Source organism: Phycisphaerales bacterium, assembly GCA_040217175.1.
Lineage (GTDB): Bacteria > Planctomycetota > Phycisphaerae > Phycisphaerales > UBA1924 > JAHCJI01.
In genome coordinates this window covers 760862-786336 of sequence record JAVJNT010000001.1, presented here as the reverse complement: position 1 = coordinate 786336, position 25475 = coordinate 760862, and the positions used below count along the sequence as shown (strand labels likewise).

Sequence of the window (25475 nt, the reverse complement as noted above, 5' to 3'; positions counted from 1 at the left end):
TGGTCCTAAGCAGTGGCGGCCAGTTGCTCGTCGGCGGCTCCCAGGCCCGCCTCGTGATCGATGCCGTAGTCCTCGCACAGCGACCACGCCGCGGTGACGCCGCTCATGAGCACCATGGGCACGCCGGGGCCCGGGTTCACGCTGCCGCCGGCCATGTAGAGGTTGTCGAGCACCTTTGAGCGGTTGCGCGGCTTGAACCCGCCCTTGAGCCGGCCGTGCGAGGCGAGGCCGTAGATCGCGCCGCCGGTGGCGTTGTACATGTGCTCGATCTGTGGCGGGGTGAGGTACCGCTCGACGGCGATGTGGTCCTCGACGTCCTCCATGCCGTGGCGCTTGAGCTTGTCGATGACGACGGGGCGGTAGTCCAGCAGCGTCTTGCCCGGCTTGCCGCCGCGCTCGAGCCACTGGTGTTCGTCGGTGAGCGCGGCCGTGTGGATGAGGATGTAGAGCGCCTCGCCGCCCTCGGGCGCCTGGTCTGCGTCGGTGCGCGAGGGCGCCGCGATGTAGAGCGTCGGGTCTCGCGCCGGGATGCCCTTGCGGTAGATGTCGTCGAACTCCTGGTGGCTGTCGCGCGAGAACAGGAAGTTGTGGTGCGCGAGGTGCTCGTACTGCCTGCGCAGGCCGAGGTAGAGCACCAGGCCGCTGCACGCTGGCTTGTAGCTGCCGGCGATGCGTCGACGTTCGAGCGCGGCGCCGTCGGCGCCCTTGAGCAGGTCGCCATAGGTTCGCTGGACGTCGCAGTTGGAGATGACCGCCGAGGCGGAGATCTCGCGGCCGTCGTCGAGCTGCACGCCCGTTGCTTCGCCGCCGTCGCTCAGGATCTTGGTGACGCGGTGGCCGGTGACGCGTTGCACGCCCAGCTCGTCGGCGATGCGGTCGAGCGAGCGTGCGACCATCCGCGTGCCGCCCATGGGGTACCAGCAGCCGTGGTCGAGCTGAGCCGAGGCGATGAGGCTGAGCACGGCCGGTGCCATGAACGGACTCGAGCCGACGTATTGCAGGAAGTGCTCGCACACCTGGCGGACGTGCGGCTCGGGGATCATCTTCTCGATCGTCGCGCCGACGGTCGAGTGCAGCCGCATGGCCATGGCGTCCTTGGCCACGCCGGGCTCGGTGGGCGGCTTCTTGATCATGTCGCCGATGCCGCCGAGGTCCTTGTAGAAGAAGACCTTCTCGCTCAGGCGGTACATCCGCTGGCTGAAGTTGTAGAACTTCAGGAAGCCCGCGCCGGGCTTGGCGTCGGGAAACTGTTCGTCCATCTCGCGGGCCCACTGCTGCGGGTCGCGGCGAAGATCGATGCGCGTGCCGTCGTCGAAGAAGCACCGCCACTGCGGGTCGAGGTCGATCAGGTCGACGTAGTCCGACGGATGGCGTCCCGTCCGCGAGATGATGCCCTTGAGTACCTGGGGCATCGTGATGATGGTCGGGCCCATGTCGAAGGTGAAGCCGTCTTCCTCGAGCAGGTTCATCTTGCCGCCGAGGTGGTTGTTGGCGTCGATGATCGTGACGGGGATGCCCTTGCCGGCGAGCTCCACGGCCGAGGACAATCCGGCCAGGCCGGCTCCAACGATGACGACGCCGCCGTCCTGGAGTTGCGCTCGGGAACGGTTGGATTCACCCATCGACGGCCTCCTGCGGCGGCGATTGTCGGCCGCTCGCCTTGCGTAATTTTAGCCGTCGCCGGGCGCCTCTCCCGCCTCGGGTTGCTCAATGATCCGGCCCATCCCCGGGAGTGGGAGGATTTCCCCGGTGCGGCCAACACGCAGCTGGCCGGTGTCGCGCAGGTATCTCAGGATCGCCACGCGAAGATCGGTGAGCGCTGCGTCCCTGGCATTTCGCGCGTCGAGCAGTTCGGCGTTGGTATCGACGAATTCCTGTGGCGTGATTTCGTCGGCGCGGATCTCCTGCTCTTCGAGGCGCTGCTCGTTGATCTCGACCTGCCGCTCGGCCAGGATGAACTGGAAGCGGGCGACCTCGATGCTCCGCAGCCGGCTCCGTGCATCCACGACGACCTGGTCTCGGGCCCGCTCAAAGGCTCGGATCGAGCGTTCGAGGCTGATCTGGCTGGACCGCAAGTTCAGGCGCTCGATCTCGCGGTCGAGCGGTAGGCTGAACCGCATGCCCGCCAAGTAGCGCATGCTGTCGGGGTCGAAGCCCAGCCCGCCCTCGCGCTCGTCGGGATCGGTGGGCAGGCCAACTTCGGCGAAGGCGTCGAGGTCGGGCAACAGATTGTTTCGGCTGTTGGAGACGGCACGGCGGGCGTCGAGCACGCGGTCCCGCGTGGTCTGCAGGTCGAGGCGGTAGAGCAGCGCGAGCTGGGCGGCCTCGGTCGGCGTCGCGACCGGGTCGTTCAGTTCGAGCGTGAGCGGCGCGAGCGCAACCGGCGTGCTCGGGTCGAGCCCGAGTCGGATCTTGAAGCTGTCGAGCGCCACGATGTAGCTCTCGAAGGCGCCCTGCAGCCGGTTGTTGGCGCTCAGCACGCTGCTCTCGGTAATCGAGAGTTCGAAGAGCGCGATCTCGCCGGCTTCCTGGCGTGCCCGCTGTCGCTCGAGCGTATCGCGGAGGTTCTCGAGCTGTTCCTGCTGGTTGCGGATGCTCGCGGCGGTCTGCAGCAGGTTGAAGTACTGGCTCGCGATGTCGACCACGAAGTCGCGACGAAAACGCTCGAATGCGCGCGCCGCGTAGACCAGATCTCGCTCGGCCTGGATGAGGTCTTCTCGAGCGACGGATCCTGCGCCGCGGAGCAGGGGTATGTCGCCCTCCAGTACGAGCTGGGACGACTGGCGGTAGTCCTCGGTGGCGCTCGAACGGAGCTGCTCGGTGGCGTTGACAATCCATCGGGCCGCGACGTCTCCGCCGTAGGGCAGGCGTTGGGTGAGGCGGAGCTCGTTGATGAGCGTGGCGGCGCTCTCGAAGGCGCCGTCGTCGCCCTGGCCGGCGACCTGGAGCGTGGTGTCGTTGAAGAATCGCGGGCCCCAGAGATGGCGCTCGCGGAGCAGGCTTATCGCGGAGAGGATGTAATCTTCTTGGGCGTCGAGAAACTCGCGGCCGGTTCGTTGGCTCTGGGCGAGCACGCCGGAGAGGTCGAGGATGACCAGGTCGTCGGGAAGCGATCGCGCTTGCTCGCCGTCTCCGCCTTCGGTGTCGTCCGGGTTGCTGTCCCCGTAGCCAACGCCGACCGCGACGTCGAGCGCATCGGAGGCGTCGGTGTAGTACGTGTTCAGGCGTTGCTCGACGGAGGTCGCCTCGAGCCTCGCCGCTTCGGCCTGCACGTAGAAGAGGTCTTCGGTGTCGGGGTTACGCGTGCCCGGACTGGTCTCGAGCTGGGCGCTGCGATTCAGGTTGCCGGAATGCGTCTGGAAGTCGCGATCGGCCGGCGCAGCATTCGCGCCGAGCAGGGCCGAGCGATCGAGCACCAGCTTGTCGATGCGGCGATCGATGCTGGCGAGCCCGCCGCAGCCGGCGAGCGCGGCGAGCAAAGTCGCGGCGGGAAGGGCGAGCACGAGGGGTCGGAAGCGGTTGGAGCGGTGCATGTGCGGCGATGGTACGGCCAGGCGCGTGTCGGGTTGCGAGGCGTTGGGGATGGCGGCGTCGCACGTGCGACGAGCGACCGGATGCGCCGCGTGGGCTGGCCATTCGCGAACTTCGAGTCTAATATCTCGGTTCACCACAACCGGCGGTCTTTGTTTGGGAAACGAACGGGTTTGCCGAACCAGCGCTGCCGATGGGCCCGCAGGGAGCCACCACGCATGCCGACCGTGACCTTTGATAGCCGCAGCTTCATGCTCGACGGACGCCGCATCTGGATCGTCGGCGGCACCGTCTCGTACACGCACACGCCACGCGCCGAGTGGGCCGACCGCCTGCACGCGGCGAAGCTGTCGGGCCTCAACACGGTCATGGTTCCTCTTGAGTGGTCGCGGCACGAGCCGCTGCCCGGGCAGTTCGACTTCGCTGGCGACGCCGACCTTCGGGCGTTCGTCGAGCTCGCCCACGAGGCGGGCCTCTACGTCATCCTCCGGCTCGGCCCGGTGCTGGGCGACGACCACGACTTCGGCGGCCTGCCGACGTGGCTGACGCAGCTGCCCGCCCACGAGCTGCGGGCCGACAGCGGGCCGTTCCTCGAGGCGTGCTCGCGGTACATCAGCGCCGTTGCCGACCAGATCCGCGATCTGCAGATCAACGCCGCGGGCAAGGGCGGGCCCATCCTGCTCGTGCAGAACGAGCACCAGTGGACGTGCGGCGACAACGAGCTCGGTCCCAAGTACCTCGGCGAGCTCTATCGCTACATCCGCGAGGCGGGGCTCAGCGTGCCGGTGATCAACTCGAACAACCTCTGGGCGGGCGAAGAGGCCGAGATCGACTGCTGGGTGGGCAGCGACGACCTGCTGGCCTCGCTCCGCCAGCTCAGCGAGGTGCGGCCCGACCGGCCCCGCGTCGTCCTCGACCTTGCCGTTGGCGATCCGCCCACGTGGGGCGAGAAGGCCGAGCCGGTCGACGGTGGCGCCCTGCTCCGCCGGATCGTCGAGATCCTCGCCGGGGCTGGGCAGTTCACGCTCTCGCGTTTCGCGCCGGGCAGCCACGTGGGCTTCTCGGGCGGGCGTCTGGCGAATCGTTCGTGGTCGTACGCGGCGACCGATCGCGGCGGGCTGATCGACGCGGCGGGCCGGGCGACGCCGGCGATGCTGGTCGTGCGCCGCGCGTGCATGTTCGCCAGCAGCTTCGCCCGCGTGCTGGCCCACCTCAACCCCGAGCTGCGGCCCATGGTCGTGCACCCCGGCGAGCCCCCGCGCGACGCCAAGGGCCAGGTCTCGATCGTCCAGCTCAACGGCTCGCAGGGCGGCGTCGCACTCGTGTTCGATCTCGCCGCCGGCGGCTCGGGCAAGACCAAGGCCTCGTGCACGCTGCTGCTGGCCGACGGCACGACGCTGCCCGTGCACCTTGGCGAGCAGGGCGTGGCGTGGCTGCTGCACGACATCAAGCTCACCAGCAAGCACACGCTGGACTACACCAACCTCAGCGTGCTGACCAGCTCGGGCTCCATGATGATCGCCTACGGCCCGGCGGCCACCGAGGGCATCGTGTGCATCAACGGCTCGCCCCTGCACGTCACGGTGCCGCGCGGCAAGAGCCCGCAGGCACTCGAGCACGAGGGCGTGCTCGTCATCGTGTGCAACGAGCAGCAGGTCGACGAGTGCTTCGTGCACGACGGCAAGGCCTACGTGGGCGTCGCCGGCATCACGGCCGACGGCACGCCCATCGCGCTGCCCGGCTCCAAGGACTACATGAGCGTCGAGGCCGACGGCACCATCAAGACGCACGACCACGAGCCGCCGGCCGCGGGCACCAAGAAGGCCCCCAAGCGCATCGCGCTCGACTGGTCGACCGCCGACACCGAGGAGTACTGCACCGGCGAGAGCGCCAAGTACGCTAGCATCGACGGACCGGCCGACCTCGCGACGCTGGGCGCGCCCTCGGGCTACGGCTGGTACCGCGTGACCGGCAAGCTCAGCGGCGAGAAGGTCAAGCTCGCCTTCCCTGAGGCCGCCGACCGGCTGCATGTGTACCTGGAGGGCCAGACCCTGGGCGTCGCGGGCTTCGGGCCCGGCGCTGCCGAGACGGTCGACGCCAAGCTGCCCAAGACCGACACCTCCATGGTTGTTCTCGCCGAGAACCTGGGCCGCGCGGCCGCGGGCATCCTCTTCGGCGAGCGCAAGGGCGTCTTCGGCCACGCGTTCGAGCTGGCACCTCTTGAAATGGAAGGCCCGGTCGTCGAGCAGCACCTGCCGACGGACCTCCTGGGCTTCCGCAGCCCGATGTGGAACGTGCACCAGAACGACCACACCGCGCCCTTCCGCTTCGTGTGGAACTTCACGCACCGGCGCAAGAGCCCGCTGTTCCTCTCGATCGGCGGCGGATTAGGTCGAGGCCTCTTCCTGCTGAACGACGAGCCGCTGGCGTGCTTCGACGACGCGGGCTTCACGGGCCTGAAGCTCGAGCCCGACGAGATCAAGCGCGGCGCCAACGTGCTGCATCTTGCCCTGCACGACGACGGCGTCGTCGGCCCGCAGACGATGGAAGAGGGCCAGGCGATGCTGGCCGACATCAAGGCGGCCCTGCGCATCGACGAGGGGACGAACGAGGTCACCGGCAAGGCCGACTGGGCCTTCGCCAAGTGGGAGAAGCCGGCGCCCAGCGCCTACGAGCCCGTGCCCAAGGCCAACCTCAAGGCCAGCGCGAAGCTCGGCACCCCGGCCTGGTGGAAGACGAGCTTCGAGTGGACCGATCCCGGCGTGCCGCTCATGGTCGACCTGAGCGGCATGACCAAGGGCCAGGCCTACGTCAACGGCGAGCACCTGGGCCGCTACTTCGTCGCGACGGCCGACAAGAAGCCGACCGGCAACGCAACCACCATGCACGTCCCCGCGAGCCTGCTGAAGGCCGGCAAGCACAACGAGCTTGCGATCTTCGACGAGCACGGGGCGATGCCGGCGAAGGTGAAGCTGGCGTACGACGCGAGCGCTGCGGTCGTGCACGCCTAGGCGGCGGGTCGAACACGGACGAGTGAGGCACCGGGCATCGGGCATCAGGCACCGGGGCCGGAGCTCCTGCTCCCTCCCCCGCTCCCAGCGGGGGAGGTGCCGAGTCTTCGAGGCGGAGGGGGTCTTCGCGCCGAGGGCATCGAACGCGAAGGTCGCGGAAGGCACTGACGCCCGGTCGCACTACCCTCTCGCGTGCCCCCCACGCTCCGCCAACGCCTCCGATCCGCCCTCGCCCCCGATGCGCGAAAGATGATGCTCGACGCGAGCGTGCCCGAGGCGATCCGGCGGCCGAAGCGCTGGGGCATGGTGCTCTCGCTGGCGGTGTTCCTGACCCTCGCGGTCACGATGATGCTCGACACATGGGACGTGCTCGCGGGCCCCAACGCCTGGCTCGTGTGGTCGTGCGCGGCGGTGGCCGGACCGGGCCTCCTGCTGTGCCACGTCGCGAGCAAGCGCGCCATCCGCCGCGCCGCGGCGCACGACCACCTGCTCTGCCCCGACTGCACCTACGACCTGCGCACGCTCGACGCAACCGGCACCTGCCCCGAGTGCGGCCGGGCCTACGAGCACGACGCCGTCCGCGCGCAGTGGGTTGATGCGGCGCGGCGGCTGAAGCGCAAGTAGATCGAGCGAACGCCTGCCTCCGTCCGAGCCGCGGGCGTGAGCACGCGGCCAACGAATGGGATCCAACGCGAAGGTCGCGAAGGGCTCGAAGGTGGGGAGGGGTGTGAACGCGGAGGTCGCGGAGGGCGCGGAGGTGGGTTCGGCGCCTGCCCCGAGTGCGGCCGGGCGTACGAGCACGCGTCGATGCAGATCGGGTGGATGGAGTTCGAGAAGCAGGAACGTGCCCGGGGCGATCGGCACGGCGCGGGCGGGTTCGGCGGCTGAGCGGCGGCTGAGCCGCGGCGGAAGCGCGCGGGCACGGCTTGCAACATTCGTCGATCGAGCGAGGTCATTCCCCGCGCGCCGCGGCACACATAGAATCACCAGTGGCGCAGGCGAACAGCGCGTGACGGGGCTCATCGCGGTCGTCGCGACCCTGCCCGTCGCGACCTGCCCCCCGCGTACCTGCGCGCCTCGAACGCGATGGTTGGGGGTTTGGCGATCCTGTTCGCTGGCGGGGGGACGCTGCTGGCCCTGCAGCGCCTTGGAACCTCGGGCGGCCCGTGGATGGACTACGTGCTTTGGACGCTGGTCGCCCTGGGCGCGGCAATCATCGGCCTGTCGGTCCGCCGGATGTCCCGTGTGTTCGACGAGGCCCGCGATGCCGACTGGACGCTGTGCCCCAACTGCCTCTACGACCTTCGCAGTCACGACGAGGGAGGGGGCGAGTGCCCCGAGTGTGGCCGCCCGTTCACGCCGCGAGGCGTGCAGTCGTGCTGGATCGATGCGCATGCCTACCACACGCGGTATCGGGAGTAGGCGCGGCCAACCATCGCGCGCATCCTTCGCCCGATCGTTGGCCGCGCCCGCCCCGCCGGGCTCCCCAACGCCACGCTCGGGCTCTCCGAGCGGGCGGTGAGGCTCTCCGGTCGCATGCTCGGGCCACATGGCGGCACGCTCGGGCCCTCCGATCGTGCGATTGGGTCGTCCGATCGCACGATCGGGCTCTCCGTCCGTACGGACGGGGAACCCTGCCGCGCGATTATCTGGACGCGCGGGGCGGCTCAGGGCCTCTGAGCCGCGTTTTTCGGTGTTCTCGGGCCGTCGGGGTTGCCCGAGCGCGCGGGGTGGCGTGCGGGCCGTGGAAGTTTTTTCTCGGGCCGAGTGAAGTCGCGCCCCGATCGCGTCGAACTTAGGTTCGGCGGTCTCTCGGACGCGCGTCCGGGGCCGCCGCGCCGGGGCACGGGCGCCGGCGGCATTGAAACTCCTTTCAAGAACGAAATCATCATGGCAGAAAGCAGCGGAACCGTGCCCAGCGGAGACCGGGCGTCGCTCCAGTTCACGGAAGAACGCAAGCAGCTCTGGACCGACAACGCCGCGACCATCGGCCTCAGCGCCGAGGACACCACGGCGCTCACGAATAGCTCGGACGCCGCACAATCGGCCCTGGATCTGCGCACCGCGGCGGTCAACACCGCCAAGGCCCGCACGATCACGTGGCACGACGCGGCGGCGACCAACCGCACGCTCGCGCGGGAGCTGGTCCGCAAGATCCGCTTCTTCGCGAGCCAGCAGGCCAACCCCGACGAGGTGTACGCGGCCGCGCAGATCCCCGCGCCCAAGACGCCCGGCGAGCTGCCGGCGCCCGAGGTGCCAACGGACCTGCGCGTGTCGCTCGACACCGAGGGCCGCGCCGTGCTCCGCTTCGAGTCGACCCGCTACGGCGGCACCGTCTGGACCGTGCAGCGCCGCACCGTCACGACGCAGGGGACGATTACGCCCTGGACGACGGCCGCGACGGTCATCGAGCGCGAGTTCATCGACCCCGGCACGCCCAGCGGCGTCGCCGGCGTGCACTACCGCGTGCGGGCCGAGCGCCCCAGCGGTACGAGCGCCTACTCGACGCCGGTTGCCCTGCCCTTCGGCGCGGGCGGGAACCAGCAGGCCACCGCGGGCGCGATCGCGCCCGAGGAGGCCAGCGGCAAGCAGGCGGGCTAGGCCCACGCCGTGGGGGGCTCCGGTCCCCCGCCAATCGCAGCTCCACGAGGTGCACGACGGGCCGGGGTGTGTTCGCCCCCGGCCCGTTGTCTCATGTCGGCGTCATACCAGCTTCTGCCCCGGCAAGAGCGGCGGCACGGGCACGCCCAGCAGGTCGGCGATGGCGCGGAGCAGGTCGGCCTCGGCGGGCGTCACCTCGTGGTCGTGGGCGATGGCGACGGCGGCGGCCTGGAGGACGACCTGCTTGAGCCGGGGGGCCATCGTGCGCAGGTCGGCGATGGCGGCGTCGAGCCTGGCCGGCGCGCGGTCGGCGGCGCTGGGGAACTCGAGCGTGGGGGCCATGCCCGGGCCGCGGCGGATCACCTCGGCGGCGGCCTCGAAGGCGTCGTCGCCCGCGCCGGGCTGCTGCTGGCCCGCGCGGCAGACCGCGCCGAGCACGGCGCTGAGCTGCGGGCCGAGCTGGCCCATGGCGTAGTACTTGACGCCGGGGGGGCGCGCATCCTCGAAGCGCTCGTCGAGATGGGTCTCGAGGATGCGGAGCGTGGCCCACTCGTTGGTCGTGAGCTTGCCGTCGGCCATGGCGAGCTGGTGGACGACGCGGCGGAAGTTCTGGTGCTGGCTCTCGCTCAGCCGCGCGAGCGCGCCCAGGCAGAGGTCGACCAGGGGCAGCCGCAGGTCGGCGTCGAGCCCGGCGGCGTCCTTGGCCAGCTCGCGCACGAGCGCGGCGACGCCCGTGTCGCCCTGGCTGTCGAGCACGTCGAGCTGCGTGCGCATGGCCGCGTCGTCGCCGGTCCAGTGGACGAACAGCGCGTACGCGACGGCGCGACACCCGTACGGGTCGCGCGCGGCGGCCTTCAGCTTCTCGGGGATGCGGTCGAGCAGCGTGCGCGCGTGGCCGGCGTGGGCCTCGCTCGCCGTCCCGATGAGCGCGAGCAGGGGGAGGGCGGCCGCGGCCCCGGCGGGCGCGATGCCCTGCGCCGCGCCCATCCGCTCGCGCATGATGTCCTCGAGCTGCTGCCGCGGGCCGGGCTTCTTCTGGGTTGTCTTGTCCTGGGGCAGCGGCTTGGGCGGGCGGGGTTTCAAGAACGTCCCGTCCCACTTCGGCTGGATGACGCGGATGCGCTTCTTGAGCGGCGGGTGGCTCGCGAGCGAACCGCCGAGGAAGCTGCTCGCGCTCACCGCGTTGCCGAAGAACATGTGGCTCATCTCACGCGCGTGGGCGTTCATGATGGCCGACCGCTTGGGCGCCCCGCCGATCCGGCGGAGCGCATCGCCGATGCCGTCGGGGTTGCGCGTGAACTGCACCGCGCTCGCGTCGGCAAGGAACTCGCGCTGGCGGCTGACGGCGGCCTGGATCAGGCGGGCGAACAAGGAACCGATGCCGCCGATGACGATGAGGCCGATCCCGAGGATCGGGATGATCGCGGCGGCCTTGTTATCACGGCTGCGGACCACCGAGCCGTAGTAGGTGGCGCGCATGAGCGTGTACCCGGCGAGGCTCAAGAGCACGATGCCGCCGAGGATGCCGACCAGGCGGATGTTCAGCCGCATGTCGCCGTTGAGGATGTGGCTGTACTCGTGGGCCATGACGCCCTGGAGCTCGTCGCGCGTCAGCCCGTGCACGCAGCCGCGCGTGACGCCGATGACCGCGTCGCCGGGGGAGTAGCCCGCGGCGAACGCGTTGATGCCGGTCTCCTGCTCCATCATGAAGACCGGCGGCACGGGCACGCCGCTGGCGATGGACATCTCCTCGACGACGTTCAAGACCATCCGCTCGTCGGGGTCGCTGGTCGAGGGATCGATTGGCCGCCCGCCCAGGCTGAGGGCGACCGTCGTGCCGCCGCCGCGCAGCTCGCTGATGCGGTAGGCGGTGCCGCCCGCGATGAGCAGCGCCGCGCCCACCGCGCCGCCGCCGGCGAACAGGGCGAGCATGGCGACGTCGGGGCCGCGGCCGCCCTTCTCGTCGATCGTGAAGAGCGCGATGAGGACGGCGAGCGCGGCCACCGCCGCGCACGTGAGCACGACCGCGCAGACGTACAAGAAGACCAGGAGCGCCGTACGCTTGCGCGCGGTCTCCTGGCGTCCGAAGAAGTCGGTGGTCTGCAGGTCGGCCATGGTCGCGTCAGGCTACCGGGCGGCCTAGCTGAAGGCGACCTTCGGGGCCTCCTGGATCTGCGCCGAGTCCTGGAACTCGAGCAGGCCGGCGTCCTTGCCATGGCCGAAGAAGGCGGCGACGACGTTGTTGGGGAAGCTCTTCTTGTAGATGTTGTAGCGGGTGGCGCCGTCGTTGAACGCCTGGCGGGCGAAGGCGACCTTGTTCTCGGTCGAGGTGATCTCCTCTTGCAGCTTCATCATCTGGCCGTCGGCCTTGAGGTCGGGGTAGGCCTCCATGACGGCCATGAGCCGGCCGAGCGCGCCGGTCAGCGCACCCTCGGCGCTGCCAAGGCCCTGCATGGCGGCGGGGTCGCCGGGGTTGGCGGCGGCGTCGTTGAGCCCGCTGACGGCCTGGTTTCTCGCGGCGATGACCGCCTCGAGCGTCTCGCGCTCGTGGGCCATGTAGCCCTTGGCGGTCTCGACGAGGTTGGGGATGAGGTCGTGGCGCCGCTTGAGCTGCACCTCGATCTGGGCGAACGCGTTCTTGAACTGCTCCTTGAGCTGGACCAGCTTGTTGTAGACGGCGATGAGCCAGCCGATGCCGCCCAGCCCGATGAACGCAGCGATGCCGACGATGACCAGAATGATCCACAAGGCCATGAGCGATGCTCCCCTTCCCGTACGAGTCCTGAGGGGCCCATCGCCCCCCGGGAGAGTATTCGGGAAAGATCGTACGGGCTTTCGGGCGTGCGGGGCGAACAATCGGCCATGACCGACTCGACCGACTCGACCGACGCGACCCACCCGCCCGCCGGCTTCGTGCCCCTCGATCCCTACCGCCCCGAGGGCTCGCCCCTCGACGCGGCGCGGCGGTTCTACGAGATCATGGACCGCCGGCGGACGGTGCGGATGTTCAGCGACAAGCCGGTGCCACGAGAGGTCATCGAGCAGTGCATCCTGGCGGCCGGGACGGCCCCGAGCGGGGCGCACAAGCAGCCGTGGCGATTCGTCGTGGTGGGCGAGGCGGGGCTCAAGAGCAAGATCCGCGCCGCCGCCGAGGAAGAGGAGCGCGAGTTCTACGGCCGCCGCGCGAGCGAAGAGTGGCTCGAGGACCTGCGCCCCTTCGGCACCGACGACAGCAAGCCCTTCCTCGAGATCGCGCCGTGGCTGATCGTGGTCTTCAAGCTGGCCAAGACCGACGACGGCGGCCAGACGTACTACACCAACGAGTCGGTGGGCATCGCGACCGGCATGCTCCTGGCGGCGCTGCACCATGCCGGGCTGGCGACGCTGACGCACACGCCCAGCCCGATGGGCTTCCTCCGCGAGGTGCTCGAGCGGCCGGAGAACGAGCGGCCGTTCCTGCTCATCCCCGTGGGCTACCCGGTCGACGACGCGGTCGTGCCCGAGCTGCAGCGCAAGCCGCTCGGCGAGATCAGCGTGTGGCACGAGTAGCCGGCGCTAGCTGGGCCGGCCCGCGAAGCGGTTGAACCGCCACGCCGCGAGGCCCAGGGCCGCGGCGCCGATGGCCGCGAGCGCCGCGGCGTTCACCAGCACCATGCCGGTGAACACCAAGGGCCGCATGGTGCCCCCGCCGCGGATCTTCTCGTAGCGGAGGAAGTAGCTGAAGCGGTCCCACTCGGCCGTGGCGGTGGTGCTCGCCTCGGTCAGCAGGACGAACGGGTTGGAGAACATCATGACGTTGCCCAGCAGCTCGCTGCGCTCGTCGAAGTTTCGGTAGAAGCCCAGCTCGACGTAGGCGTTGATCGCGATGGGCACGCCAAGGAAGAGCACGAGCGGGACGGCCATGTTCAGGACCGAGGCGGTCACGCCGCGCTTGCACATCAGGCCAAGCAGCACGCCGGTACCCGCCAGCAGGAGCATGAGCCCGCCCAGGAGCAGCGCAGCGTGCAGCACGGCGATGGGGTGGAACCAGCCCGTGGCCATGACGAGCACGAGGTGGAAGCCCATGACGGCGGGCACGAGCCACAGGCGTCGGACCGAGCCGAGCGCCTTGCCGACGACGACCTGGGCGGGCCTGACGGGCGTGGCGAGCAGCACGCTCCAGCTCCCCGCGTCGCGCTCGCTGCTGATGGACGTCGGCGTCGAGAGGGCGGCCTGCACGGTCATGGCCAGCGCGGCGATGACGAGCAGCGTCGTCGTCAGGCCCGAATGGTCGAGCCCGGCAATAGCGTACAGGAAGAGCAGGATGCCGATGCCGATGCCAAAGGCGATGAGGGTGCGCTTGCCGTTGCCGATCGCCGTCAGGCGGAGCTCGCGCCACAGGACCGGGCGATCTCCGACCGTGCGGCTGTCGCGATCGACTGCCTGGTTGGTCTTCACCGTGTCGTCGCCGCCGGGCGCGAGCAGCCGGGCCACGGCGCGGCGGTCTTCGGTGCCGCTGGCTTCGCGCTTGAGCACGCCGCGGAGCACGTAGATCGAGAAGAGTACGACCGCCGTCGTGACAACCGTGAGATAGGCGAGCGTGGACACCCAGAATTCCCGCACGCTGGCGACCGTGGGGCCGGCGATGTCCTCGGGAAACAAGACGGCGACGAGGGCGATGGGCGCGATGCACTTGAAGAAGGCGTTGTCCTGGTTGGGCACGACGCTCCATTCGGTGGCCATCATGCCCAGCCAGGGAATGAACACGAGCACGGCCGTGGAGCACAGGGCAAAGAAGACGACCGAGGGCGTGCGTCGATGCCAGATGCTGAACATCAGGGCGAGCGAGGCGCCCAGCATGCCGACGCCAAGCGCGAGCGCGACGCTTGCGAAGATGGCCTCGGCCTCGACGCCGCCGAAGACGCGAAGCGCCAGCAGGAGCGGCATGGGCACGAGCGCGAGGATCACGAGCTGCACGGTCCGCGAGCCGAGCTTGCCCATGATGATGTCGCGGCTGGTCAATGGCGTGGTCAGGAGGGTCGAGAGCGTGCGCTGTCGCTTCTCGTCGGCGATGGCGCCGGCGGTCAGCACCGGCGCAATGAGCGCGAGCACGAACATCTGCACGACGGCGACCGTGCTGAGCATCGCCGGCGCGACGTATTCCAGCACCGATTGCTGGGCGTACATGCCGCCCTGGTCGGTGTCCCACACCGCGAAGAACACGAGCGAGACGATGCCGAGCAGCACGAGCGTATAGCCCGCGCGGACCCAGTGTGGCGCACGGCGGCGGCCCAAGGCGCGGACCTCGCGCTGGAAGATCGGCCCCACGAACGTGCGTGCGATCGACCTCGGCAGCCGTAGGGCACGGGACAGCAGCCGCTTCATTGCACGCTGCCCTTGGTCAGGCGGAGGAACGCGTCTTCGAGGCGGGCTTCCTCGGGACGGATCGCGCCGATGCGGGCCCCGGCGGCCACGAGCTTCTCGACCAAAAAGTGCCGGGACTCGACCTCGGGACCGAGATCGACCGTGATCGCCGAGCCGTTGGTCGAGACGCGCGTGACGCGTCCGTCGCCCTCGAGGGCCGCGGCGGCAACCTCCGTCGATAAGCCGCCCTCGATCGTGATGCGGACGCGATCGCCCAGCGACGCCTTGCGGTACGCGTCTTCCAGGCTGCCCGAGAACAAGAGCTTGCCCTTCTCGATGATGCCGATGGTGTTGCAGAGCTCGGCCAGCTCCGTGAGGATGTGGCTCGAGATCATGATCGACTTGCCCATGCGGCCCAGCTCGGCCAGCAGCGTGCGCATCTCGATCCGAGCGCGCGGATCGAGGCCGCTGGCCGGCTCGTCGAGAAGGAGCACCTTGGGATCGTGGATGAGCACGCGGGCGACGCCCAGGCGCTGGGTCATGCCTCGGCTGAGCCCGTCGACCGGGCTTCGCCGCTTGTCGGCCAGGTCGGTCAGCTCGAGCACACCGCTTACCACGCTCCTGCGCTGCTTGCGGGGGATGTCGAAGGCCGACGCGAAGAACTGGAGGTATTCGTCGACGGTGAGGTCCTCGTAGACGCCCAGGAAGTCTGGCATGTAGCCGATGAGCCGACGGATGGTGGGGCCGTCCGTGCGGACGTCATGGCCGTCGACGGTTGCCGAGCCCGAGTCGGCCTTCATCAGGCACGCCAGGATCTTCATCGTCGTGCTCTTGCCCGCACCGTTGGGGCCGATGAATCCAAAGACCTCACCCGGCGCGATGTCCAGCGAAAGGTCGTCGAGCGCCAGGAGCTTTCCGTAGCGCTTGGTCAGCTTGCGTGCCTCGATCATGGCGTGCGCTCCACGGGGACGGCAATCCGGGCGATCCACGAGGTATCGAACGACTCGCCCACGCCGGACGCGATGAGCGGATCGTCGCTCTCCCACGCGAGATAGACCACGGCCCACTCGTCGGTGTTGCTCAGTGCGTTGAATGCCGCGCCGCGCTGGGCGGGACCGGCTTGCTGCATGACGAGCGACGGCGGCGGCTGGCGATCGCTGTAGCCATACATGTATGGACGTAGGCCGTCGTAGGAGTCCGTCAGCACGCCGACATCCATCGACCGCGGGGGTTGCGTCGAGAGGTCTCGCTCGATCGCACGCAGGACCAGATCGGAGCCTTCGTAGCGGGGCGATCCACCGGGCAGCAGGTGCAGCCAGCGGCGATCCGTCCGCACGGCGACGTGTTCGATGCGGTCGACCCCCGGTCCGCTTAGCCGCAGCTCGAACCTTCTCCGATCTTCTGAGAATCGAACGGAGATCGGCAACGTTGTGAGGCCCTGCTGCTCGAAGTTGCGGGTGGTCCAGAGACGGCCCGTGGTCGGTCGGACGACCGGGGCCGAGCCCGTCGACACAAGCGAGAGCGAACCCATCGTGGTAGGCTGCCACGGATGGGTCGCCGCCGAGAGCCACGAGGTGCGTTCGAGGTCGTCGAAGTAGATCGAAGCCGAGCGGTTGAGGAAGATGCCGCTCACGGTGTGTTGCCAGGCGAGCGTCTCGCCGGTCGGGTCCTGCCATGAATCGACGACGCGCATGCTGCCGACGCTCGTGGGGCCCGAGCGGACGTGCGAAGGCGCCATCCAGGCGCCGACGGTGGCCAAGGCGATCCACGCCGCGGCGGTAAGCCACCAGCGGTGCAGCGAGCGCAGCCGCTTCAGGATGAAGCGGTCGATCGGGCCAAGCGCGAACGCGAGCACGAACATCATCGCAAAGATTGCCAGGAACGCGCCCCTGCCGACGACCGGAGCACGAGACACCCAGTCGAGAACCGCGATCGTCGAGACCGTTTCGAGGGAGGTATCGTCCCATTGCGTGCCGTTGAGCAGGCGGCGACCGCGTTCGAGCCGGTCGGTGATGAGCGGGCCCATCATCGTGTGCCAGGCCATCTCCGTGGCCGAGATGCGATCCTGGTCCGCCAGGACGTCGGGATCGAAGCCCGTGATCGACACCATGCCCAGTCCGACCGGGCCGGTGGCCGTCAGGCCCTGCCACTCGGCCTTCCAAGCCGTCGGCATGCTCGATGCATCGAAGGTGCGTGCGGCCATCGGACCGGGCCCGCCCAGCGCGTCGGGCATCTCGACCTGTCGAGTCGGGCCGATCGAGAGGCCTTCGGGCAGGTACTGGCCGAGGATGAGCCGCAGCCCGTTGTTGTTGGCGTTGACGACCTGGAGCCGACCGCCCGAGACGATCCATTCGCGGAGCGCGTCGAGGGCGTCGGGCTCCAAGCGATCAGCAACGGCTCCATCGATGACCACGGCCGAGAGCCCGTCGTAGGCCATGGCGTCCGTCGGCATCCAGGGTGGCAATCCGATTGCTGGCGGAACGGCGGACACGACCCGCGCCACGGCCGCCCGCGCGCGGACGATCTCGCCGCCGGGGCCGCTGAAATCGCGTTCGTAGGTCTCGAGGCCGAACGCCAGCCGGAGCGACGGCGTGCCAACGCCCAGGATGATGGGCATGTGCGTCGGCGGCTGCAGTCTAACGGCTTGCGCGCCCGCGACGGCTCCGTAGGACGTCTGGGCGATGATCGAGCCCGACTCGCTGAGGAACGCGACGTGCAAGCTACCGATCGACGGAGGGATCCACACGGTCGCGGGCACGATCGTCTCGCGGCCGGGCGTGGTGGCAACGGGTACGAGCGTGGTGATAATGGAGCCGTTCGGCATGGTCACCCGGATGCGCGCCACGCCCTGCACCGCTTCCTCGAGCGGGCTGACGACGACCCGAACCGGCGCCCACCGATCGGCCGGCAGCGTGCCGTTGAAGCCCAGGTCGAGCAACACGGTTGGGCCGGACAGGCGCTGTTCGCTCTGGGCCTGGCAGGTGGCCACGAACCACGCGCACAGGACAGCAGCCAGGACGATCGCCGCCCTCATATCTGCACCTTCCGGTTGTAGACGAACCACTCGAGCATCATGATCGCGAGCGCTGCGGCGATGAACCAGGGCCAGAGCGGCTTCGGCGCTCGATCGCGCCCGTCCTGGTCTACTGCGGCCCCGACGCGCTCTGCTCGTATGACGAGCTCGCGCTTCGGCGTGATGTCCGATGCCTGGCTGCTGGCAAGGTTCACCGCAAAGCGGCGCTCGCTGCGGCTGCCGTCGCGCGTGTCGCTGGGGCCGGGCGGGCCTTCCCACGACAGTGCGTACAGCCCGATCTCGCTGAGCGGGCCGGCGATGGCCTGGCCCGAGTCGTCGACAGCGATGGTCAGCCGGTCGCCGGTGGGTGGAACGAGTTGTGCCGTATCGACGCCCTCGGGGAGGGTTTCGCCTCGTGCGACGCCCGGCCTGCTCGCGCGCTGCGCGTCACCCGGGCCGCCGTCGGTCACGTGGCGGACCGACTGGCCCAGGAACACGATGAAGCTGGGCTCGAGCCACCAGTTGCTCTCGTCGATGTCCCACGGCACGACGACCGCACGCGTGCGGGCAGACGAAAGCCCGACGATCGCCGGACCGACACCGGCCGAAGCGATGACCGTGGCCGAACCGTCTTCGCTCGTTTCTACCACGCGGCTGGTGGAAAGGCGGACGGCCGAGAGGGCCAACCCGCGGAGCGTTGGGTGGTCGCGACGCCAGTCGACGATCTCCGAAGGCGGGCCCTCGCCGCGATCGATCAGCGATGACGGGCCAGATGGAACGGCGTCGAACACGAGCCAACTCCCCGGCGGTAACCCGAGCTCACTGCCCTCGGGCGCATCGGGCAACCAGCCGTCGAGCACGACGACGTCGAACCGGCTGAAGGGATCGTCGATTGACTCGAATGCCTCAGGCGTAAAGACCTCGACCCGCTCGACGGGCAGGGACGAGAGCGCCTCGCTCAAGACGAGGCTGCCGTAGGTGGCCAGCGCCAGACGCAACCGCTTGGCTCCCGGCAGCACGACCCAGGCACGGTCGTCGCGGTCGAACGCGTCGGGGGCCTCTCCGGTGGAAGCGTCGAGGATTCGCGCCTCGATGACCGCCGAGCCGGGCCGGCGGACCTGGAACTCGACGCCGCTGGTGGTGGGTGTGACCAGTTCGATGGCTTCGCCAGCGTCGCTGGTTCGCTGCTCGATGGTCGCCGGAGGGAGCGCCAGACGCCTCGCGGCGACTGAGTTACCGTCGATCAGCAGCTCGACCGCAACGCTCGCCTGCTCGCGCATGGTGGACTGCAGGCCGACGATCACCGACACGTCCTCGGGCTGGCGGAGCTGGCGGCGCGCATCGAGAGCCGTAATGCCGACGTTGCCGGTCTCGGTCTGGCCGAGCGAGATGAACGACACCTCATCGCCCGCATGCAGGTCGACGGCCTCGCCGCCCTCAGACCGGCCGTCGCTGAAGACGTGAATGGTGCCGACGCTGCCGGGCAGCGGCTCGGCCGCCTCGCCCTCGGCCTCGGCCGGCGGAGCCTGTAGCGGCGCCTGGGCACGTACGAGCCGGAGCGGCTCGTCGAGCCTGCTCGGCGCATCGCTGGGCTCGATCGATTCGATCGCTTCGCGCAGGAGGCGCTTGTCGGTCGTGAACGGCTGAAGCATCTCGGCGGTGCCGTCAAAGGCAACGACCATGGCCTGATCGGCCTCGGTCATGCCGAAGACGCCCGGCTCCCGCAGCGTCTCAACGAGCTCGAGCGCCCGCCGCTTTGCCTCATCGAGGCGGCTCACTGCGTTGCCGTTCTCATCGACGCCGTCGACGGCGCGCATGGATACGCCCCGGTCGATCACGATCGCGTGCCGGCCCGTGGCCGCACGCTCGCCCTCGACCTGCGGCTGCCCGAGCGCGATGAGCACGGCCGCCAACGCGAGCAACTGCAGGAGTAGGAGGATGTTCTTGCGCAGCCGCTGGAACGGCGCGTTGGCCTGCAGGTCCTGCACGGCCTTTTTCCATAAGAGCGTGGAGCTGATCTCGACGTCCTGCCGGCGGAGCTTGAGGAAGTACAGCAACAGCAGGCTCGGCACGGCGATGGCCGCAGCAATGCCGGCGATGGCGGGGGTGAGCCAGGTCAACGAAGCACTCCCCGCTTGCGCAGGTAGTCCATCAGCAGCGTGTCGATGGGCGTGTCGCTGCGGACGGTCAGGTGCGTAATCTCGCGGGCGGCGCAGAAGCCCTGGACCTGACGGAGGTACGCCTCGACGACCTTCTTGTATCGCTTCAGCAGCGGGGCGGAGATGGTGACCTCGGCGTGGTCGCGATCCTCGACGTCCCGCAGGCGCAGGTCGCCGCCGACGGTTGGCTCGAGTTCCTGCGGGCTCATCACCTGCAGCACGACGAGGTCGTAGCCCCGGCCGGCGAGCAGGCGCAGGCCGTCCTCGTAGCCCTCCTTGATCAGCAGATCGCTGAGCACAACCATCACGCCCTTGCCCGTGCGCGAGAGCGCGATGCGCTTGCAGGCATCGGTGAAGGGCAGGTCGCCGCCGGGCTCGAGGCTGCACATCCATCGGCGTATCTCGTGGACACGCCTGCGGCCTCTGAGATTGCGCACGCTGGTCAGCACGCCCGTCCCGTCCTCTGCTCGTGCGATGGCCGTCGCAGACACGCGGTTGAGGTTCACCAGACCGATGTACCCCAGCGCCATCGCGGCACGCTGCATGAACGTGAACTTGTTCGGCGAGCCGCAGTCGGCGGATCCGCTGCAATCCAGAACAACATGCAGCGAGAGGTCTTCCTCTTCCTGGAACAACTTAAGGAACAGGCGATCGAGCCGGCCGTAGATGTTCCAGTCGACGTGCCGCAGATCGTCGCCGCTGACGTAGGGCCGGTGGTCGGCGAACTCGACCGATTCGCCCCGCTTCTTGCTGCGTCGCTCGCCCTGCACCTTGCCACGAAAGATCTTGCGGCTCTGCAAGTCGACACGCGACAATTGCGCAACGAGGTTGGCGTCGAGCAGGTCGTCGACGGTCTGCGGGCGTTTTGGGGAGGCATCTTTGAGCATCTCAACTCGGATTTGTTGAACGCGAAGGTCGCGAAGGGCTCGAAGAAGAGGAAAGTGCTCGTTCGTTGAGGATTCGGGACAAGCCATCGCGGAGGTGGGTTGTGTTGAAGTTGATGAGGAGGCCGAGGGGGAGGTTGGTCATGCGGAGGTAGGAGAGTAGTTGGGCCTTGTGGACGTCCTGGACTCGCTCCACGGCTTTCAGTTCGACGACGATGTTACTGTTCACAACCACATCCAGCCGCTGGCTTCGCAATGGGACGCCCTTGTACTCCGCAACGGCTTCGACCTGTCTCTGGAAGGGCAAGCCCATCGCGGCGAGTTCGACGCAGAGAGCATCCTCATACAACCCTTCCAGCAATCCCGGCCCCAGGCAGGTGTGCACCTCCATTGCTGCGCCGATTACTCTGCTTGCGAGAGCTTCGACTTCTGGCGAACAATCCCGGTATCGCATGGAGCCAGCCATCGGATCCCCTCCACCTTCGAGCCCTTCGCGACCTTCGCGTTCAAGCCTCCGACTCACGCCACCCGCGTCGCCACCGGCTCGGTCGGCGTCAGCTCGATGATCTTCTTCACGACGTCGTCCGGGTCCACCCGATCCGCCTCGGCTTCGAAGTTCAGCAGCACACGGTGCCGTAGGGCGAGAATGGCCGTCTCGCGGATGTCGGCATAGCTGACGTGGTAGCGGCCGTCGATCAGTGCACGAACCTTGCCGCCCAGTAGCAACGCCTGGGCCGCGCGGGGGCTGGCGCCGCAGCGGATGTACTTGGCCACCGGGCCGTTGTCACCGCCCGCCGCGAACTGGCCGCCCGGGTGCGTCGCGAGCACCAGGCGCGCGGCGTACTCCTTGACGTGCGGGGCGATGATGGCCCCACGCACCAGCTTCTGCACCTCGATGATGCTCGGCCCGTCCATCACGGGCTCGACCTTCGGCGCTTCCTGGCCGGTCGTGCGGTCGAGGATCGTCATGAGGTCCTGAAGCTGGCTGTAGCCCACGTTGACCTTGAACATGAATCGGTCGAGCTGGGCCTCGGGCAGCGGGTACGTGCCCTCTTGCTCGATGGGGTTCTGCGTTGCGAGCACGATGAAGGGCTTCTCGAGCGCGTGCGTCACGCCGCCGACGGTGACGCTGCGTTCCTGCATGGCCTCCAGCAGCGCGCTCTGCGTCTTAGGCGTCGCGCGATTGATCTCGTCGGCCAGCACGATCTGTGCGAAGATCGGGCCCCTCTGGAACACGAAGTTCCGCCGGCCCGTCTCCTGGTCCTCGCTCACCAGGGTCGTGCCGATGACGTCGGCGGGCATCAGGTCGGGCGTGAACTGGATGCGGCTGAAGTGCAGGTGCAACGCCTCGCTGAGCGATCGCACAAGCAGCGTCTTGCCGAGCCCGGGCACGCCCTCGAGCAAGACGTTTCCGCCGGCAAACAGCGAGATGAGCACCGCGTCGACGACGTCGGTATGGCCGACGACGGCCTTGCCGACCTCGGTACGCAGTTGCCTGAACTGCTCGCCGAACTTCTGGCAGGCTTCCTTCACGGCCTCTGGTGTCTGCATGTCCTGCTCTGCTGCCATGGTGATTCACTCCTGCCTGATGGGTGCCGAATAAGCCCTATCTATCCTCAAATTCGTCGCGCGTGCGCTGCTTGGCCTTGAGCAGGCGCGACATGCCCTGCTCTTCCTCGTCGGGCGTGGCGTCCTTCTTGGGCTTGGCGGCCTGCTGGGGCGCGCCGTTGCCCGTTCCCTCGACCACGCTGCCCTTCTGCCGCTTCAGGTCCTCGTCGGACACCTCGAAGCGGGCCTTGGCGGTCGCCTGTTGCTCGCTGGCCCGCATCGCGGCCCGGACCTTCTGGCTTGGGCCCTCGTCGGGCCGCTTCAGTCGGTCCTGGGCCTTAGCTCGCGCAGCCCTCAATGCATCGATCTGCTGCGATTGCGTCTGCTGCTTCGAGTTCAGTGCTTTCTGCACGAACCGGCCGATGCCGCGCACGTCGACGCGGACGCGGCGGATGCCGACGTCCAGCAGGAACAGCCCGATTCCGATCATCGCGACCAGCAGCCAGATGCTCTGCAGCGCGACGGGCATCTCGAGGCCCTGCCGGCGCCACGGGTTGGTCGTCTCGTCGATGGTGTCTGCCGAGAGTACCTGCCCGCCCGTAATCTCGGCAACTTGGCGGAGCAACGCCTCGTTCGTGCGCGTCGCGCGGAATTCGTCGGCGAACGGCCGGTCGATCGCGGCGCGGGCGCTGCCGCGCAGGCGCTGCCCGTCGCTCCCGGGCGCGTCGTAGTTGAGGCTCAAGAGGTACGAGCCCGACTGCTCGGTCTGGTACACGCCCTCGTAGATGCCCGGCCCGGTCTGCTGCAGCGAGACGTCGATGCCCGTTCCGTCGGGCGCGGCCAGGCGGCCGTTAATGGTCGCGAAGTTCATGCGCTGGCCGCCCGCGTCGGTTGCCTCGACCACGACGCGCGTGCGGTCGCCCTCACGCGTCGTCACGACGCGGACGTTGGCGTCGCCACTGGCGCGCATGGTCCAGCGGACGTGCTGCTCCCAGAACTGCTTGTAGTCGCCCCAGGCCAGCCACATGGGGTTCCAGCGGCTGAGCGCGTCGCTGGTGTAGGTGATCACGCGCCCAAGCCCGTGCTGCCATTGAGCCATCACGGGGTCGTTCTCCTGGCCGCGCATCGTGACGACAGACATGCCCTCGCGCTCGCCGGCGACGACGTAGCCGCTGATCGGTGGCACGCCTCGGATGCCGCGCGAGGCCTCGGTCAGTCCGGGTGTGAACGCCGGCACGAACGGCGTGCCCTCCCATACCAGCGGGCGGCTGATGGTCTGCGCCTCGCGGATGAAGATTTCGGGGAGCTGGGCCTTGCTGTTGGCGATCGTCACTGGGTAGTACCTGCCGCGGGTCGCAGCGGCGATCTCCTGCATGAGCGCGTCGTTGCTGAAGTCGCCGATCGTGACGGTTGAGATCGACACGTTTGACTGCAGCGCGCGGCGAATGATCGAGCGGAACTCACGCTCGCCGCCCATGGTCTGGCCATCGCTGAGCACGATGATGTGCTTGACGGCCGCCGGCGCGGCTTCGAGCTGCTCGAGCGCCATGATCAGGCCCGGAGCCATGTTCGTCCCGCCGCCGACCTGCATTCGCCGGATTGCCGCCGCGAACGCGCCGCGGTCGGAGAGCTCGGCCATCGGCATCACCAGACCCGCGCTGCTGTCGAAACGGATGACGGACGCCATGTCGCGGGCCGAGAGCGTGTTGATGCCCGCGAGCGCGCCCTCCTTGGCGATGTCGAGTTGGCTCTGGCCGAGCCCGCCCACGCCTCCACCCATCGACCCCGACGTATCGATCACGATCGCGATGGCGCCCTTGGGGAGCTGCCGCTTTTGCGGCGGGTCGAGGCGGATCGGCAGCGCGTCCTCGAGCGGGCTGTTGATCCACCCGCCGGCGCCAAAGGAGTTTGGCCCGCCCATCATCACGAGCCCGCCGCCCGCATCATGCACGTATTGACGAAGCTGGTCCATCGCCATGCGGCTGAAGTTGGCCGCGGGCTGGTTCATGAGCACGATTGCGTCGTACGCACCGAGGCCCACGAGGCTGTCGGGCATCGCCGCCGACGGCCGGGCATCCGCGATGACGCCCGCCTCGGTGAGCGCCTGGAGGAAGGGCTGGGCCGTCGGCGGATCCTCGACGAGAACGAGCACCTTCCCCTCGCCCGCCACGAAGGTGGTCGCCAGCGCACGGTTGTTCTCGAGGATGGTGTCGCCCGCGACGGAAGCGTCCGGCTCAAAGATCGCTTCGAATCGCAGCACCTCGGTGCCGGGGATGCGGATGGGAACGACGAACGTGTTCAGACCCGGATCGAGGTCGATACGCACGCCCGGACCGGGGCCGTCGGCCGCGATGTTGATGGGCGAGCCGTTGGCGGTGATGGTGAGCGTTCCACTGCTCGCGCTGTTCGAGCGCAGGGCGACGCGAAGGTTTGCGTTTTCGCCCATGCGGGCCGTTGCAGGCGCCAGTACTTGCTCGACGATGACCTCGTCCTGGTAGTTGTACCGCAACGGCAGCACGTCGACCGGTACGCCCTGGGCTCGGGCCGACCGCGCCTCGGCCAGCAAGTCGCCCGTCGTCTCGTTGCCGTCGGTCATCAGGACGACCCGGTACGCCGCATCGGTGGGACGAACCGCGAGCGCGAGGCGGATGGCCTCGGCGATGTTGGTCTGGTCGGTCCGGCCCGCGAACGCCCGGTCGATCTCGGGGGCCATCGTGCGCGGCAGGTGCTCGATGATCGCCTCGCCCGCGACGGCGACCGTGCCGATGCGGTCGGTCGGTTCCTTGCCCTGCTCGGCCGCATCACGCACGAACGCTCGCGCCCGCTCCTGCACGCTGGTTGGCACAGACCGGCTCATGTCGACCACGATGGTGGCTGCGACGTCTTCGGCCGCGTCGCGTGAAGAGGGCCGGGCGAGTGCAGCCACCAGCATCGCCAGGACGAACAGCCGCACGACGAGCGCGACGCGCCGGCCGTTCGTCGCCATGCCCGACAGGCTCTTCCGCCCGATGAGCACGGCCAGCGGCACGAGGATCGCCAGCAGCCAGAACCACTGGGGCTGGGCAAACTCGATCGGCCCGACTCGGAGCACGGCGAGAACCGCTAGCAAGGGCCACCCCACCGACTCGGGGCCGCGACTTCCGCGGGGCTGGTGCAAGGTCGGGGCGGCGGCATGATTCCGTTCATCTTGGGACGGCGCTGGCTATGGCGAGAATTCGCCGGCTACTCGATCCTACCGAGATCGTCCATCGGCGGTTCTGCTCAGCCCTGGCAATTCGGCAACATCGCGTCACATGCAAACACACACCAAATATTAATCGGCCCTCATGTGTACCAAGTTCCGAAACGACGAGGTGAAGTGGGGCATACCCAGCCGTGAGGACTG

The 25475-nt window shown here is 68.8% G+C and carries 17 protein-coding genes; 5 read left to right on the top strand and 12 right to left on the bottom strand.

The window, feature by feature from the left end:
- Nucleotides 1–5 precede the first annotated feature (5 nt).
- Together crtI and RIA68_03385 are read right to left on the bottom strand one after the other, a co-directional pair.
- Entirely contained in the window at nt 6–1622 is a 1617-nt protein-coding gene (gene crtI, locus RIA68_03390; GenBank protein MEQ8316478.1) for a phytoene desaturase family protein, read from the bottom strand.
- 48 nt (nt 1623–1670) lie between these two features.
- The gene (locus RIA68_03385) at nt 1671–3533 is read right to left on the bottom strand and encodes a TolC family protein (GenBank protein ID MEQ8316477.1); all 1863 of its coding nucleotides are present in this window, start codon (nt 3531–3533) and stop codon (nt 1671–1673) included.
- 216 nt (nt 3534–3749) lie between these two features.
- On the opposite strand from RIA68_03385, the gene RIA68_03380 reads away from it, so the two are divergent.
- The 4 genes from RIA68_03380 (at nt 3750) to RIA68_03365 (ending at nt 9143) form a co-directional block, all read left to right on the top strand.
- Nucleotides 3750–6542, top strand: coding sequence for a beta-galactosidase (locus RIA68_03380; protein ID MEQ8316476.1), 2793 nt, complete (start codon nt 3750–3752; stop codon nt 6540–6542).
- A 192-nt stretch (nt 6543–6734) separates the two neighbouring features.
- Complete coding sequence (locus RIA68_03375) at nt 6735–7166, top strand: hypothetical protein (protein MEQ8316475.1); 432 nt, start codon at nt 6735–6737, stop codon at nt 7164–7166.
- 474 nt (nt 7167–7640) lie between these two features.
- Complete coding sequence (locus RIA68_03370; GenBank protein MEQ8316474.1) at nt 7641–7964, top strand: hypothetical protein; 324 nt, start codon at nt 7641–7643, stop codon at nt 7962–7964.
- 468 nt (nt 7965–8432) lie between these two features.
- On the top strand, nt 8433–9143 hold the full coding sequence (locus RIA68_03365; GenBank protein ID MEQ8316473.1) for a hypothetical protein: 711 nt from the start codon (nt 8433–8435) through the stop codon (nt 9141–9143).
- Between the two features lie 102 nt (nt 9144–9245).
- Here RIA68_03365 and RIA68_03360 read toward each other — a convergent pair whose 3' ends face one another.
- Nucleotides 9246–11258, bottom strand: a complete 2013-nt coding sequence (locus RIA68_03360) for a M48 family metallopeptidase (protein MEQ8316472.1) — start codon at nt 11256–11258, stop codon at nt 9246–9248.
- Nucleotides 11259–11282: 24 nt separating this feature from the next.
- The gene (locus RIA68_03355) at nt 11283–11897 is read right to left on the bottom strand and encodes a LemA family protein (protein MEQ8316471.1); all 615 of its coding nucleotides are present in this window, start codon (nt 11895–11897) and stop codon (nt 11283–11285) included.
- Nucleotides 11898–12005: 108 nt separating this feature from the next.
- Between RIA68_03355 and RIA68_03350 the strand changes: the two genes are divergently transcribed.
- Entirely contained in the window at nt 12006–12692 is a 687-nt protein-coding gene (locus RIA68_03350; GenBank protein MEQ8316470.1) for a nitroreductase family protein, read from the top strand.
- 6 nt (nt 12693–12698) lie between these two features.
- Here the strand turns inward: RIA68_03350 and RIA68_03345 are convergent, their stop codons facing one another.
- From RIA68_03345 to RIA68_03310, 8 genes are read right to left on the bottom strand one after another with little or no spacing between them, the layout of a single operon-like run.
- Nucleotides 12699–14507, bottom strand: a complete 1809-nt coding sequence (locus RIA68_03345; GenBank protein ID MEQ8316469.1) for an ABC transporter permease subunit — start codon at nt 14505–14507, stop codon at nt 12699–12701.
- Nucleotides 14504–15436: an ABC transporter ATP-binding protein gene (locus RIA68_03340; GenBank protein MEQ8316468.1), complete on the bottom strand. Its 933-nt coding sequence runs from the start codon at nt 15434–15436 to the stop codon at nt 14504–14506. Before RIA68_03340 ends, RIA68_03345 begins: the two co-directional genes overlap by 4 nt.
- A complete protein-coding gene (locus RIA68_03335) occupies nt 15433–17520 on the bottom strand; it encodes a hypothetical protein (GenBank protein MEQ8316467.1) in 2088 nt (695 codons plus the stop codon). Before RIA68_03335 ends, RIA68_03340 begins: the two co-directional genes overlap by 4 nt.
- On the bottom strand, nt 17517–19619 hold the full coding sequence (locus RIA68_03330; protein MEQ8316466.1) for a VWA domain-containing protein: 2103 nt from the start codon (nt 19617–19619) through the stop codon (nt 17517–17519). Before RIA68_03330 ends, RIA68_03335 begins: the two co-directional genes overlap by 4 nt.
- Nucleotides 19616–20545 carry a DUF58 domain-containing protein gene (locus RIA68_03325; protein MEQ8316465.1) on the bottom strand — a complete coding sequence of 310 codons (930 nt, stop codon included), beginning with the start codon at nt 20543–20545 and terminating at the stop codon, nt 19616–19618. The genes RIA68_03330 and RIA68_03325 overlap by 4 nt, the downstream gene beginning before the upstream one ends.
- 1 nt (nt 20546) lies before the next feature.
- Nucleotides 20547–21008 carry a GxxExxY protein gene (locus RIA68_03320; protein MEQ8316464.1) on the bottom strand — a complete coding sequence of 154 codons (462 nt, stop codon included), beginning with the start codon at nt 21006–21008 and terminating at the stop codon, nt 20547–20549.
- 53 nt (nt 21009–21061) lie between these two features.
- Nucleotides 21062–22111 carry a MoxR family ATPase gene (locus RIA68_03315; GenBank protein MEQ8316463.1) on the bottom strand — a complete coding sequence of 350 codons (1050 nt, stop codon included), beginning with the start codon at nt 22109–22111 and terminating at the stop codon, nt 21062–21064.
- A 37-nt stretch (nt 22112–22148) separates the two neighbouring features.
- Nucleotides 22149–25199 carry a VWA domain-containing protein gene (locus RIA68_03310; protein MEQ8316462.1) on the bottom strand — a complete coding sequence of 1017 codons (3051 nt, stop codon included), beginning with the start codon at nt 25197–25199 and terminating at the stop codon, nt 22149–22151.
- Nucleotides 25200–25475 lie beyond the last annotated feature (276 nt).